The following is a 14,030-nucleotide window of genomic DNA, read 5'->3' as shown; positions in this document are numbered from 1 at the left end:
GCGCGTTCGTCGGCGTGTCGCGCCGATAACTTCATGATCACGGGATCGGAGGGGGTTCGTGGGTTGCCGCGTAGGCGGCCAGGTGGGCCAGCTGGGCGGGATTCAGGGACGGGCGGACGCGGTGGCGGGCCGTGGCGACGTGGGTGGCGGTCACCGTCGTGGCGCTCAACGACTCGCGCATGGCGGCCAGCGCCGCCTCGCGTACCAGCGCCGCGCAGTCCGCGGCCGAGAAGCCCTCCAGCTCGGCGCCGAGCCCCGCGAGGTCCACGTCGGGTGCCAGCGGGACGTTGCGGGCCGCGGCCCGGAGGATCTCGGCCCGCGCCGCGCCGTCCGGCGGCGGCACGTACACGAGCCGCTCCAGCCGCCCAGGCCGCAGCAGCGCCGGATCGACCAGGTCCGGCCGGTTGGTGGCGCCGACCACCACCACGTTGCGCAGCGCCTCCACCCCGTCCAGCTCGGTGAGGAGCGCGGCCACCACCCGGTCCGTCGTACCGCCGTCGCTGGCCTGGCCGCGTACGGGGGCGAGCGCGTCCACCTCGTCGAGGAAGATCAGCGTGGGCGCGGCCTCCCGGGCCCGCCGGAACAGCTCGCGCACCGCCCGCTCGCTCTCGCCGACCCACTTGGAGAGCAGTTCGGCGCCCTTCACCGACAGCACGTTGGCGCGGCCCGAGCCGGCCAGCGCGGTCACCAGGTACGTCTTGCCGCAGCCGGGCGGCCCGTAGAGCAACACCCCTCGCGGCGGCTGCACCCCGAGCCGGGCGAACGTGTCCGGGTACGTCAGCGGCCAGAGCACCGACTCGGTGAGCGTCTGCTTCACCTCGACGAGGTCACCCACGTCCTTGAGGGTCACGGTGGCGAGTTCCAGGGTGGACGCGGCCATCGTGGTGGGCCGGACGACCTCCAGCGCGGCCGCGAAGTCCGCCATCGTCACGGTCGGCGTCGACGCCGTCTTCTGCCGCAGAGCGGCCCGTACGCCGGCCTCGCGGACCAGCGCCGCCAGGTCGGCCGCCACGAAGCCCGGCGTCCGGCCGGCGATCTCGTCGAGCCGGACGTCGTCGGCGAGCGGCACCTGGCGCGTGAGCACGGTGAGCTGTTCCCGGCGCAGCGCCGGGTCGGGCAGCGGGATGCTGATCCGCAGGGAGAGCAGGTCGGGCGCCCGCAGTGCCGGGTCGACGGCCTCCGGCCGGCCGGTCGTGCAGACCACCGCCGCCCCGGCTCGGACCGCCTCGGCGATCACCTGGCGGAACACGGTGGCGACCGGCCCCGGCTCGTCGGCCGGGGCGAGCGCCTCCACGTCGGTGACGAGCAGGACGGCCGGCCCGTCCGTACGCACGGCGGCCGCCGCGGCGCGCAGCCGGTCCGCGGCCGCCTGGTTGGTGAGCGCGGCGACCTCCGGGGCCCACAGCGCGCAGATGCGCGCCCCGACCCGGGCGGCCACGGCCCGGACGAGGGCCGACTTGCCGGACCCGGCCGGGCCGCCGACCAGCACACCGAGCGAGACGCTCGTGCCCAGCCGGCCCAGCACCTCCCGGTGATGGAAGCCGAGGTCGAGCAGCTCGGTCAGCTCGTCGGCCTGGGCCCGCAGCCCGGGCAGCTCGTCGACCGCGGGCGCGTCCACGGGCTCCGCGGCCTCGACGGCGCCCGCGCCGGGAAGGGCGACCGCGCCCGCACCGGGGCCGGCCGTCGTGCCGGCGCCGGACGGGACCGCCGCGCCCGTACCCGCACCGGCGCCACTGCCGGACGCCGCGCCGCCCGCGCCCGATCCGCCCGGCGGTCCGGCGGCGGTCGCCGACGCGAGGGTGGCCGAGCCGTGGGTCACGGGCCCGTGCTCCCACCCGACCAGGGTGTCCATGGTGACCAGCGCGCCGCCCGCCGGCTCGGCGGCGACCACGGTGAGCAGGGTGCTCGTCCAGGCGTACCCGACCCGGTTGGCCAGGCTGCGCCGGGCCGCCTCGACGAGGCTGCGGACCGACGCGTCCGGCAGCACGTCCTGGGGCAGCAGGGACACCTCGTCCCCGGCGGTGACCACCTTGCCGAGCAGGGCCAGCCGGAGCATCTCCGGGCTCACGGCGGCCACGATCTCCACCGGCCCGGCGAGGGTGACGCGGGTCGCGGCGGTCACCGGGATCGGTGTCACCGTCACCTGACCGCCGTCGCGGACGCCGAGGTTGCCCAGCGTCAGGTCGTCGGCGTGGAGCAGCGCGGCGCTCGCCTCCGGCCCGGCGGGCGCCACGACCCCGGCGGTCACCCGCCGGCCGGCGAGCCGGACCGGATCACCCGGGCGCAGACCCAGGGCGGCCAGCACCTCCGGGTGCAGCCGGACGACCCCGCGCCGGGCGTCGAGGGTCGCCGGGCGCAGGCTCGCGGTCAGGGTCAGGTCGGATCGCGCCACCGCCCGACCCTAGCCGCCGATCGCCGCCCCCGCCCGGTCACCGCTGCCGGTCGTGGCCGGTGAGCAGCGACGGGTCCCGGCGGATCAGCTCGGCGAGCCGCGCCGCCGGGTCGTGACCCGGCCCGTCCTGCCCGGCCGGCCACGCGGGCACGGGCCGTCCCGACACCGGCCACGCTGGCGGCGGCGTCGGCTCCGCGGCGACCGTCACCTCCCCGCCGCTCCAGGCGACCCGCAATGGGTACGCCTGCCCGCCGTGCTCCACCCGGACGGTCACCGCCAGCCCGGGATGCTCGGCCACGATCCGGCGGACCGCCTCGGCGACCGCCTCGACGGGGTCCTCGTCCGGTGCCTCGTCGGAGTCCAGCCGGTGTGCGCCCGGCTCGCGGCCAACGGGCTCGGCCGCCTCCGCGCCGGCGGGCTCGGCCGCGTCCGCGCCGACGGGCTCGGCCGCCTCCGCGGCCCGGCGCAGCGCCTCCTCGCGCCGGGCCATCCGGGCCAGTGTCTCGTCCAACCCACCTCTCAACACGACCACCCCTTCGTGGATACGGGTCTGACCTCCCGGGAGTTCAGGCCCCCCTGTCCCGGGTGGCCCGTTCCAGCGCCCGGTCCAGGACGACCAGCAGGGCGTCCCGCACCGAGAGCCGGACCCGGGCGTCGAACTGCACGAGCGGCACGTGGTCCCCGATGGCCAGCGCCCAGCGGATCGAGTCGAGGTCCAGCGCCAGCCGCCCGTCGAACGTGTTGACGCCCACCACGAACGGCAGCCCGGACTGCTCGAAGTAGTCGATGGCCGGGTAGCAGTCGTCCAGCCGCGAACTGTCGACCACCACGAGCGCGCCGAGCGCGCCCCGGGCCAGGTCGTCCCACATGAACCCGAAGCGGGCCTGGCCGGGTGTGCCGAACAGGTAGAGCTTCAGGCTGCGGTCGATGGTGACGCAGCCGAAGTCCATGGCAACCGTGGTGGTGGTCTTGGCCGAGCGCGCCCCGGGGTCGTCGATGCCGATTCCGGCGCTGGTCATCTCCGCCTCGGTGGTGAGCGGGGCGATCTCGGAGATCGCGCCGACCGTCGTCGTCTTGCCCACTCCGAAGCCGCCCGCGATGAGGATCTTGACGGGTACGGGCGGGGCGTCGGCGCGGCGTGGCCCCGGCAGCGGCCCCGGCGCGGGTACGGCGGCGGTGGCGCGGTGTGTCCCCGGCGCGGGCGCGGGCGGTTGGGCACGGCCGGTCGCGGAGCCGGTCCCGCCCGGCGTGCCGTACCGGGTGGCGGCGCTGTTGGCGGCGAGCCCGCCGAGCGGGGCGACCGGCCCGTCAGGAGATCGCACGGAGTCCATCAATCACTCGCAGGATGAGATCGGGGTCGGAGGCGCCGTCGCGGTGGTGGAGATGCACCTCGAGGTGGCCGGCGGCCCGCAGGTCGCCCACCAGCACCCGGGTCACGCCGAAGTGCAGCCGGGTCCGGGCCGAGATCTCGGCGACGGAGATCGGCTCCTCGCAGAGCGCGATGATCGCCTGGAGTTCGGGCGCCAGCAGGGTGGACGCTCTCCCGGGGCCGGCCGGGCTGGCGGTCACCTGGGTCTCCAGGCTGATCGCCGCGTCGGCGCCCGCCACCCGCCCGGCGGTGAGCACGAACGGCCGGAGACCCGGCGGTCCCCCGGCCGACCCGCCGCCGGACGGCCCGCCGCCGGACGTGGCCGCCGGAGCGCCCGTGTCGGGCCCGGTCCCCGGTGCGCCCGTCGCCGCGGCGGACGGCGCGCGCAGGTAGGGCCGGATCCGGACCGTCTGATCCGGATCCGGGCCCTCCCGGGGGACCTGCTCGGTCATTGCTGGACGGCGTTCTTCAGTTCGGCGATGAGGCGGGGCGTGAGCGCGCCGCCGGCCCGCCCGGCGAAGAGGGTCATCTCGTACGCGACGGTGCCGAGGTTGGCCGACCGGTCGGCGACCACCCCGAGCACCGAGCCGCTGCTGATCGCGCTGATGAGGAGGTAGCCCTCGGCCATGTCGACGATCACCCGGTTCAGCCCGCCGAGGGCGTACCAGCTGGCGGCGCCTCCGGCCAGGCTCGTCATGCCGGACACCACGGCGGCGAGGCGCTCCGCGTTGGACCGGTCCCGGATCGCCGACATGGCCATGAGCAGCCCGTCCGACGAGACCGCGATCGCCTCCAGCACGCCCGCGGTGCCCGACGTGAAGGAGTCCAGCAGCCAGTTGAACGTGCGGGCCTCGGGGCTGAGGTCCCCGACGGGGGCGGGGCTGCCCGGGTGGTCGACGTTGTCGTGCAGGAAGGAACTGGTCACCGTGTTGATCCCTCTTCGTTGCGACGGCCTGGACTGACTTCGCGCAGAGCACGGGCGACGCCCGCCTCGAACTCGGTGATGAGGTCGCGGACCTCGGCCGGGTCACCCGGGTGCGGGCTCAGGGACTGGCGGGGCGGCGCGGCCGTGAGGTTGGCGCCGGGCACCCGCCGGTTGAGCCGCGGCGGCGCCGGCCGTACGCCCGGATCCGCCGTCGCCGGTTGGTCGAGCGTCGCCCGGCGCACCCCGGATTCGACGGCCTCGACGAGGGCGCGGGCCGCCGTCGGGTCAGCGGCGGCACCGGCCGCGGCGACGGGCGGTGGACCGCCCTGCGGCAGGTTCGCCCCCGGCACCCGCTGGCGGATCAGCGGGGTGACGGCGGGGTCGGCCGGGTCGGCCGCGTCGGGTCGGCGCCGCACCGGCCGGCGGGGGAGGCCGGCCGGCGTGGTGCCGGCGGGCGGCACCGGCACCGGCCCGGTGGCGGGTGCGATCGGTGGATCGGCGGGCGCGGCGGTCGGGGCGGTCGGGGCCGGGGCGGTCGGGGCCGGGGCGGCGGCGGTCGGGGCCGACGCGGCGGCGGTCGGGGCCGGGGCGCGCCGCTCCCGGGCCGGCACGGTGGCCCGGGCCACGGCCGCGCCGGCCCGCTCGGTACGCCGGAGCACCAGCGACGCCTGCGGGACCTCCAGCCGGGCCGTCACCCCTCCGCCACCGGTCGGGGCGAGGTTCACGGCCCAGCCGTGCCGGCGGGCGAGCCGGCCCACCACGAAGAGCCCGAGCACCTCGGTCGGGGCCAGGTCCAACCGCTCGCGGCGGGTGAGCCGGGCGTTCTCCTCGGCCAGGCGCTCGCGGGTCATCCCGATGCCGTGGTCGGTGACGGTGAGCCGGGCGCCCGTGTCGGTCCGCTCGCCACTCACCAGCACGCGGGTGTGCGGCGGGGAGAAGACGGTCGCGTTCTCCATCAGCTCGGCGAGGGCCAGCACCAGGTCACCGACGGTGGCCGGCGCCGCCGCGATCTCGGCGGGAACCTGGACGTCCACCCGGGTGTAGTCCTCGATCTCGCCGAGCGCGAGGCGGACCACGTCGGCCAGCGGCACGGGCGCCACGTACGCGTCGGCGCCGGGCGAGCCGGAGAGCACCACGAGGCTGCCGGCGTTGCGGCGCAGCCGGCTGGAGATGTGGTCGAGCCGGTACAGGTCGCCGAGCCGCCCGGGGTCGGTCTCCCGCTGTTCGAGCCGGTCGATGAGGGCGATCTGCCGGCCCACGAGGTTCTGCGTACGCCGGCCCACGTGCCCGAACATCTGCGCCACGTTGCGCCGGCCGGCCACCTGCCGCTCGACCAGCCGGGCCGCGGTCGCCTGCACCCGCTCGAACGCCCGGGCCAGGTCGCCGATCTCGTCGCGGGCCCGGACGTCGACCGGGTCGAGCCGCACCGGGGCCGCGCTCTCCGACTCGTCGTCGGCGACCCGGACCAGTTCCGCCTCGGCGACGCGGGCCACCCGGTCGGCCGAGCGGGTGAGCCGGGTCAGCGGGCGGGCCACCGTCCGGGCGACCGCGGCGCTGAGGAGCAGCACCACGGCGAGGATGAGCGCGGCCACCCCGGCCACCAGGTACGCGGCGGTCAGCGCCCGCCGCTGCTCCCCGGTCGCCTCGGCGAGCACGTCCGCCACGACCTTCTTCTCGATGAACTGACCGAGGGTGACCATCGACCGGGCCGAGGGGAAGAGCGCGTCCAGTGACACGTTGCGGACCGCTCCGGCCGGGTTGACGGCGCTGGTGGTGAGGAAGTCCGCGCTGGTACGGGCCGCCACGGCGGCGTCGTTCAGCTCGCTGAGCTTGCGCTGCTCGGGCGTGATGAGGGCGCGGAACCGGACGCTGTCCACCCGGAGCGCGGCCATGCAGGCCACGAACGCGTTGCGGACGGCCTGATCGTCGGTCGCCTTCACCAGCACGATCAGCGTGGCGCAGCGGCCCAGTCCCTCGTCGGCGCGGAGCAGCGCGTCCAGCGCGAGCACCTGCCGGCCGGCGGCGGTGTCCGTGTCCACGTCGAACGCCAGCCGCAGCGAGTCGATCAGCGCCACGTCGACCGGCCCGTACGCGTCGAGCACCTGGTTGGGCGTGGCGGTGCGGGCCAGCACCGCGGCGCGCAGGTCGGTGAGCGCGCGTACGCCGGCGAGCGCGTCGTCGACCTCGGGTGGCAGCGAGTCGCCCCGCTCGGCGCGCAGGTCGGCGACCCGGTCGTCCACGGTGGCCGCCTTGCGGACCAGCTCCGCCCGCTGCACGCGGCCGAGCAGCAGGCCGATGGAGAGGACGCGCTCCTGTTGCAGGTCCTGCACGAGGGTGCCGATCCGGCTCGCGAGCCGGACCCGGTCGGCGATGTCGCCGGCCCGCTGGGCGACGGCCACCCGGTCGGCCACCACGGGGATCGCGAGGCCCACCATGCTGATCAGCGGTACGACGACGAGCAGGGCCAGCTTGCCGCGGATCCGGAGCCTAGCGAGCAGCATCGCCGTGCCTCCACCGCGCGTGGTCCGGGTCGCCGCCCCGGCTCACGGGCTGAAGCGGCGGTGCCCCCTCGTGCCCGGGTGACCAGCTCGTACCGTCCGGGGCGGGTCCTCCCGCGGCGCCTGGCGCCCCTCGGCGGCCCGCCGACGTCCCCGCCGCGCGGCCGCGACCAGCATCCAGCCAAGTGTCGCCAGCAGCAGGACGGCGACCACGGCGGCCCCGACCGCCAGCCACCGGTCGCGGTCGAGCCGGTCGACCCGCGCGGCGAGCAGCGCGTCCAGCTCGGCCAGGATGACCGGCTGGAGCTGCTCGGCGGCCGCGTGCGCGTCGAGCCGGGCCCCGGCCACCGGTGCCGGGTCCACCGCGCCGGCGCGGGTGGGCGCGGACGCGGCGGCGAGCGCCTCGACGGCCCGCTGGTAGGTGTCCAGTGGCGTCAGGACGCTGCCGCCGAGGTCGGTGCTCTCCGAGCTGTCCACCGCGGCGCGGAGGTCGTCGACGAGGGTGCCGGCCGGCCCGAGGGCCGCGACCCGCAGGGCGGCGAGGTCGGCGAGGGCGGGGGCGCGGTCGTCCGTGGAACGCCGGGCCGCGAGCGTGGCGAGGTCGGTGAGCCGGCCGGCGGCCACCATCGCCTCGGGCAGCTGCCGCCCGACCGCGTCCTGGAGGAAGAAGGAGTCCGATTCCGGGTCGCGGACCAGCCCCGAGCTTTCCCGGACCTTGCGGTGCAGGTCGAGCAGCAGGTCGGTGACCTCCCCGTACGCCCCGAAGGCCGCCTCCGGGTCGGTGGGCGCGCGGTCGCGCAGCGCCTCCAGCTTGGCGCGCAGCCCGGCCCAGCGCTCCCGGCTGCGCAGCTCGTCGCCGATCCGGGCGTCCACGGCGGCGGCCGTCTCGACCGCTTCGGTGAGCGCCGTGCCGGACGCGGACCGGCCGGCGACCGCGGCGGACTGTGCGTCCACGAGGGCGGCGGTGACCGGGCCGAGGGCGCGCAGGTACTCCACGCCCGACCGTTCCCGGGCGGCGTGGCTCCGGTCGTCGTCGGTGAGACGCCAGGTCTGCTGGAACAGCACGCCGAGCGGCGCGAGCAGCGCCACGACGAGCAGCAGCGGCAGCGCGCGACCGGTGGGCCGTGGACGTACCCGTGACGCGGGGACGCTCATGGTGGGTCTCCTCCGGCGGAGGCGGGCGGGGTGACGGGGGAGCGGCGGCTGGGGAGCCGGGGTGGCCGCCGGGTCCCGTGTACCGGACCGGAAAACTAACCGAAGGGCGGCCCGGTGATCCCGCCGCCGATCGGTCAGCTTTGCGTCACTTCGAGCGATGTCACCGTTCGTCCGTCTTGCCGGCACGCTGGGTGCTGCGGGGAGGTGTGACATGCAGTGATCAAGGCCGATTTCCAGTGGTAGATCGGAATTCACGGGATCCGAATTCGTCTCCCCTCGGATGTGCTGGACGGTGGGCGGTCGCACGGCCGCGGACGCCGATCGGCGCAACCGGACGGACGTACGGCCGATCTCAGCCAACGCTCAGGGATCGACCCGTACCGTGTGCCGCATGAGATCGCCGCTGTCGGTCCCGTCGATCCGGCGTGCCCTGCCCACCGGCCGCCGGGCGGTTGCCGCCGCGGTGGTCGCCGTGCTGCTGGCCGCCGCCGTGGTCTGGGCGGTTCTGCCGCGCGGCCCGCACGTGCGCGCCGAGGCCGCCGTGCTGACCGTCCGCTCCGGACCCGACGGTCAGCAGCCGGTGGATCTCGACACCACGCTCTACCTCCCCGAGGAGGCCGGGGCCGGGCGGCGGGTGCCCGCCGTGCTGCTGGCCCACGGGTTCGGCGGCACGAAGGACTCGGTCCGGGCCGACGCCGAGGAGTTCGCGGGCCGCGGGTACGCCGTCCTGACGTGGACGGCGCGCGGTTTCGGCCGCAGCGGCGGGGAGATCCACCTCGACCACCCGGACTACGAGGTACGCGACGCGCAGCGCCTCCTGGACTGGCTGGCCGCCCGTCCCGAGATCCGCACCGACGCCGACGGGGACCCGCGGGTCGGTGTGGTCGGCGGCTCGTACGGCGGCGGGCTGGCCCTGCTCCTCGCGGCCCAGGACCGGCGGGTGGACGCCATCGTCCCCATGATCACCTGGAACGACCTGGCCCGCAGCTTCCTGCCGGAGAGCACCGGCGGCCAGCCCACGGCCGGTGTGTTCAAGAAGGGCTGGGCGGGTCTCTTCTTCGGTGGCGGCGGCACCGTCGGTTCGGGGCCGGCCGGGCTCTCCGGCGTAACGGCGGCACAGCCGCAGGGCGCGCCCGCCTCGGCCGGACCGCCCGCACCCGGCCCCGGCGAGGGCCCCGGCACCGGGCCCGGACGCGCCCCGGGCGGCGCCGCCGACCCGTCCTGCGGCCGGTTCGCCGCCGACGTCTGCGCCGCGTACCTCCGGATCGCCACCACGGGCCGCGCCGACCAGGCCGCCGTGGACCTGCTGCGCCGGTCCAGCCCGGCCGGCGTCCTCGACCGGATCACCGCGCCCACCCTGCTCGTGCAGGGCGAGGCGGACAGCCTCTTCCCGCTCGCCGAGGCCGACGCCAACGCGCGGGGGATCGCGGCCGCGGGCACCCCCGTCCGCGTCGCCTGGTTCACGGGCGGGCACGACGGTGGTGAGGGCCCGAAGACGGACTCCGACCGGGTGCGGTTCCTGACCGTGCAGTGGCTCGACCACTACGTCAAGGGTGACGGCCCGGCCCCCGGCAACGACTTCACCTGGTCGCGTATCGCCGGCTTCGACGCGCTGGACCGCGGCCTCGTGGCGACCGGCTACCGCACCGCCGACTACCCGGGCACGGGCGGCGAGCGCCGTACCGAGATCGCGGTGACCGGCCCGCAGCAGACCATTGCCAACCCGCCGAACGGCAACCCGGCCGCCATCTCGTCGGTCCCCTTCGCGGGTGGGCTGTCCGGCCTGCTCGACGGCGTGGCCGGCGACGTGCCCGGCCAGCACGCCCGGTTCGAGTCGGCGCCGCTGACCGAGGCCGTGGACGTCGTCGGCGCGCCGACGGTGTCGGTGCGGGCCGCGTCGCCGACCGGCGAGGCGGTGCTCTTCGTGAAGCTCTACGACGTGGACCCGAACGGCGCGGCCACCCTGCCCAACGGCCTCATCGCCCCGGTGCGGCTCACCGGGTTGCCCGCGCGGATCGCCGACGCCCGGCCGGTCACCGTCACGCTCCCGGCCATCGTCCGCCGGTTCGAGGCCGGGCACCGGCTCCGGGTGGTGGTGGCCACCTCGGACCAGGCGTACACCACGCCGGCCCAGCCCACCGTCTACACGGTGGCGGCGGGCGACGCGCCGGTGGCGCTGCCCGACGTGCCGGGCGCACCGATCCCCACGGCGGCGACCCTGTGGCGCTGGGTGCTGGTCGGGCTGCTCGCCGGGATCCTCCTCGGGCTCGTCGTGGTCGTCGCCCTGGTCCGCCGGCGGCACCGTCGCCACGACAGCTCCGTGCATCCGGCGTACGCGGACGTCCCGCTCGCCGTACGGCAGCTCCGCAAGGAGTACGCGGACGGCTTCGTGGCCGTCTCCAACGTGGACTTCGAGGTGCGCCCCGGCCAGGTGGTCGGCCTGCTGGGGCCGAACGGCGCCGGCAAGACCACCACGCTGCGGGTGCTCATGGGGCTCACCCAGCCGACCGCCGGTGAGATCTACGTCTTCGGGCACCGGCTGGTGCCCGGCTCCCCGGTCCTCTCGCGCATCGGCGCGCTGGTCGAGGGGCCCGGCTTCCTGCCGCACCTGAGCGGCCTGGAGAACCTGCGGGCGTACTGGCGGGCCACCGGGCGACCCGCCGCGGACGCGCACTTCGACGAGGCGCTGGAGATCGCCGGGCTGGGCGACTCGGTGCACCGGAAGATCAAGACGTACAGCCACGGGATGCGGCAACGGCTCGCCATCGCCCAGGCCATGCTCGGCCTGCCCGAGCTGCTGGTGCTCGACGAGCCGACGGACGGGCTCGACCCGCCGCAGATCGCCGAGATGCGCCGGGTCCTCCAGCGGTACGCCACCGACGGTCGCGCCGTGCTGGTCTCCAGTCACCTGCTCGCCGAGGTGGAGCAGACCTGCACCCACGCCGTGGTGGTGAACAAGGGCCGGATCGTGGCGTCCGGGCCGGTCGAGGAGATCGTCGGCGAGTCGCCGAGCGTGCTGTTCGAGGTGAGCGACCCGGCCGCGGCGCGGGCCGTGCTGGACGGCCTGCACGGCGTACGCGTGCTGCCCGAGAGCGACGGCCAGCTCGTGGTGGACACCAACGGCACGGCCCGCAGCGACGTGGTGGCCGAGCTGGTCCGGGCCGGTATCGGGGTGGACCGGGTGGTGCCGCGGCGCCGCCTGGAGGACGCGTTCCTCGCCCTGGTGGGCGAGACCTCTCGGGGAAGTGGGGACCGCTGATGGGTACGTCCACGATGGGCGCGGCCCCCGGCTACCGGCCGTCGGCCACGCTGCCGTTCGCCGCCGAGTTCCGCCGCCAGGCGGCCCGTCGGCGTACGCAGCTCGCGCTCGGGTTCATGGTGCTGCTGCCGCTGATCATCCTGATCGCGTTCCAGTTCGACTCCGGCGACGACGACAACGGACGCGGCGAGTTCGGCAGCCTCATCGAGTTCGCCACCTCCGGCGGCCTGAACTTCACGCTGTTCACCATCTTCGTGTCGGCGTCGTTCCTGCTGGTCGTGGTGGTGGCGCTCTTCTTCGGCGACACGGTGGCCAGCGAGGCGAGCTGGGGCAGCCTGCGGTACCTGCTCGCCGTGCCGGTGCCCCGGGCCCGGCTGCTCACCGTGAAGCTGCTGGTCGCGCTCGCGTACTCCGGACTGGCGATGCTGCTGCTGGCCGGCACCGCGCTGCTGGCCGGCACCCTGCGCTACGGCTGGTCGCCCCTGCGCAGCACGGTCGCCGCGGAGCTGCCGCCGGGCGAGGGGCTGCTCCGGCTGCTGGCCGTGCTGGGCTACCTGGCGGTCGTCCTGCTGGTGGTGGCGGGCCTGGCGTTCCTGCTGTCGGTGAGCACGGACGCGGCGCTCGGCGCGGTCGGCGGGGCCGTCCTCCTCTGGATCCTGTCCAGCATCCTCGACCAGATCACCGCGCTCGGCGCGCTGCGGTCCTTCCTGCCCACCCACTTCAGCACGGCCTGGCTGGGCCTGCTCTCCACGCCGGTGCAGACCGACGACGTGGTACGCGGCGCCATCGCCTCGATCAGCTACGCGACGCTGTTCTGGGCGCTGGCCTACTGGCGCTTCACCCGCAAGGACGTGACCTCGTAGGCGGCCGTGCCCGCCGGCGCCCTCGTACCGGGAGCCTCAGAGTCGACTGTCCGGGGTGACGGCCACCGAGGGCGCGCCGCTCGGCGCGGACGGGGCGGGCGGCTCGGCCGGCGTCGCGGGGTCGGCGCGCTTCCACGCGCTGACGCCGATCCGGCCCGTGTTGCCCAGGTCGATCGGCCCGTCCGGGTCGACGGCCTGGGCGGGCCGACCGGCGGCCGGCGCGACGTCCAGGTACGCCCCGTTGGCCGGCGCGCCGGTCGTGTCGGTGAACGTGTTGCGCCACAGCACGACCGCGGTGGCCCGCTCGCCGGGGAGGAGCGTGAACGGGCGGGGCGCCGCGTCGAAGCCCGAGGTGATCTCCTTGGCCCCGTTGACGACCCGGAGCCGGATCGGCTGGTGCTGCTCGTCGGCCACGGCGAGCGCCGGGTAGCCGTTCAGCGCGTAGGGACCCGTGCCGCAGTTGACCAGCTCCAGCCCGAGCGCCCGCAGCCCCATGGCGGCGTCGGAGCCCGTCGAACGGATCAGCACGCCCGGCTCCGGGCATCGCGCCGCGGCGGGTTCGGTGGGAGTCGCCGCAGGCCCGGGCTGCCGCTCCACGGGCGACCTCGCCGGCTCACCCGTGGACGTGCAGGCGGCGAGGGGAAGGGCCGCGACGAGCGGCAGGCCGGTGAGCAGGAGTCGGAGCCGTGCGGGTCGCGGTGTCACCGCCGCATCCTCCCACCGCCCGCCCAGTGGCCTCGGCGGAGGGCGTCGGGGGGGTGTGGTCGCGCGCTGTCGAGCTGCCCCAGATATGGGGCGCGTCTCAAGGAGTCGCGCCCCACCCCAGGGTCCGCAGGTGTGCGGCTGCGCCGTCCCGGAGCCCCGCCCACCCCAGGGTCCGCAGGTGTGCGGCTGCGCCGTCCCGGAGCCGCGCCCACCCCAGGGTCCGCAGGTGTGCGGCTGCGCCGTCCCCCAGCCGCGCCCACCCCAGGGTCCGCAGGTGTGCGGCTGCGCCGTCCCCCAGCCGCGCCCGGCCTCCGCGCGGTTGCCCCCAAGATCCGCACAACTTTCCTGAAGTTGTGGCTTCGGCGGGCGGCGGAGGCCACTACATCCGGGATGTTGCGCGGATCTTGAGAGCGGACATCACGGCGGGGAGGCCGCGCCTACACCCGCCAGAGCCGCCGCCGATCAACCCGGCCCGGCGCGCCCGCCCGCCGGTCATCCCGGCGTGGCCGCGCCGACCGACCGGCCGCGCCCGCCCGCCGATCATCCCGGCGTGCCCGCGCCGACCGACCGGCCGCGCCCGCCCGCCGATCACCCCGACGTGCCCGCGCCGACCGACCCGCCGCGCCCGCCCGCCGATCACCCCGGGCGGGCGCCCAAGGACGTCGGCTGCACGTCGACCGCCGCACTTCGACGCCGCACGTCGACCGCCGCACGTCGACCGCCGCACGCCGGCCGCCGCACGCCGGCCGCCGCACGCCGACGCCGGGGATCGACCGCCGGGCGTGCCCCATATCTGGGGCAGCTCGACAGCGTGCGAAGCGGCCTGCCGCAGCGGAGGGCGAGTCATGGGCCCCGGTGAAGCCG

Annotated in this window: 10 protein-coding genes; 2 read left to right on the top strand and 8 right to left on the bottom strand. The window is 76.4% G+C overall.

The features are described 5' to 3' along the window. Positions 1-37 precede the first annotated feature (37 nt). Genes ACSNOA_RS30405 through ACSNOA_RS30375 form a run of 7 tightly spaced genes read right to left on the bottom strand, consistent with a single transcriptional unit; the run spans position 38 to position 8,339 of the window. Positions 38-2,392, bottom strand: coding sequence for an AAA family ATPase (locus ACSNOA_RS30405; RefSeq protein ID WP_436663192.1), 2,355 nt, complete (start codon positions 2,390-2,392; stop codon positions 38-40). A 37-nt stretch (positions 2,393-2,429) separates the two neighbouring features. Further along, a complete protein-coding gene (locus ACSNOA_RS30400; protein WP_436663191.1) occupies positions 2,430-2,915 on the bottom strand; it encodes a hypothetical protein in 486 nt (161 codons plus the stop codon). Between the two features lie 43 nt (positions 2,916-2,958). Next, a complete protein-coding gene (locus ACSNOA_RS30395) occupies positions 2,959-3,723 on the bottom strand; it encodes an ATP/GTP-binding protein (RefSeq protein WP_436663190.1) in 765 nt (254 codons plus the stop codon). Then, positions 3,701-4,213, bottom strand: coding sequence for a DUF742 domain-containing protein (locus ACSNOA_RS30390; protein ID WP_436663189.1), 513 nt, complete (start codon positions 4,211-4,213; stop codon positions 3,701-3,703). The genes ACSNOA_RS30395 and ACSNOA_RS30390 overlap by 23 nt, the downstream gene beginning before the upstream one ends. After that, the gene (locus ACSNOA_RS30385; RefSeq protein ID WP_436663188.1) at positions 4,210-4,686 is read right to left on the bottom strand and encodes a roadblock/LC7 domain-containing protein; all 477 of its coding nucleotides are present in this window, start codon (positions 4,684-4,686) and stop codon (positions 4,210-4,212) included. Before ACSNOA_RS30385 ends, ACSNOA_RS30390 begins: the two co-directional genes overlap by 4 nt. Further along, positions 4,683-7,187, bottom strand: coding sequence for a sensor histidine kinase (locus tag ACSNOA_RS30380; protein ID WP_436663186.1), 2,505 nt, complete (start codon positions 7,185-7,187; stop codon positions 4,683-4,685). Before ACSNOA_RS30380 ends, ACSNOA_RS30385 begins: the two co-directional genes overlap by 4 nt. 42 nt (positions 7,188-7,229) lie before the next feature. Beyond that, positions 7,230-8,339 carry a hypothetical protein gene (locus ACSNOA_RS30375; RefSeq protein ID WP_436663185.1) on the bottom strand — a complete coding sequence of 370 codons (1,110 nt, stop codon included), beginning with the start codon at positions 8,337-8,339 and terminating at the stop codon, positions 7,230-7,232. Between the two features lie 391 nt (positions 8,340-8,730). Between ACSNOA_RS30375 and ACSNOA_RS30370 the strand changes: the two genes are divergently transcribed. Together ACSNOA_RS30370 and ACSNOA_RS30365 are read left to right on the top strand one after the other, a co-directional pair. Then, complete coding sequence (locus ACSNOA_RS30370; RefSeq protein WP_436663184.1) at positions 8,731-11,598, top strand: alpha/beta fold hydrolase; 2,868 nt, start codon at positions 8,731-8,733, stop codon at positions 11,596-11,598. Then, positions 11,598-12,461, top strand: a complete 864-nt coding sequence (locus tag ACSNOA_RS30365; RefSeq protein ID WP_436663183.1) for an ABC transporter permease — start codon at positions 11,598-11,600, stop codon at positions 12,459-12,461. Before ACSNOA_RS30370 ends, ACSNOA_RS30365 begins: the two co-directional genes overlap by 1 nt. Before the next feature lie 36 nt (positions 12,462-12,497). Here ACSNOA_RS30365 and ACSNOA_RS30360 read toward each other — a convergent pair whose 3' ends face one another. Continuing rightward, positions 12,498-13,166, bottom strand: coding sequence for a DUF4232 domain-containing protein (locus ACSNOA_RS30360; RefSeq protein ID WP_436663182.1), 669 nt, complete (start codon positions 13,164-13,166; stop codon positions 12,498-12,500). Positions 13,167-14,030: the final 864 nt, after the last annotated feature.

Origin of the sequence: Micromonospora sp. URMC 103 (genome assembly GCF_051386435.1) — a bacterium.
In the GTDB taxonomy this organism is placed as follows: Bacteria; Actinomycetota; Actinomycetes; order Mycobacteriales; family Micromonosporaceae; genus Micromonospora.
The sequence above is the reverse complement of the archived record's forward strand: the minus strand, read 5'-3'. Positions and strand labels throughout refer to the sequence as shown.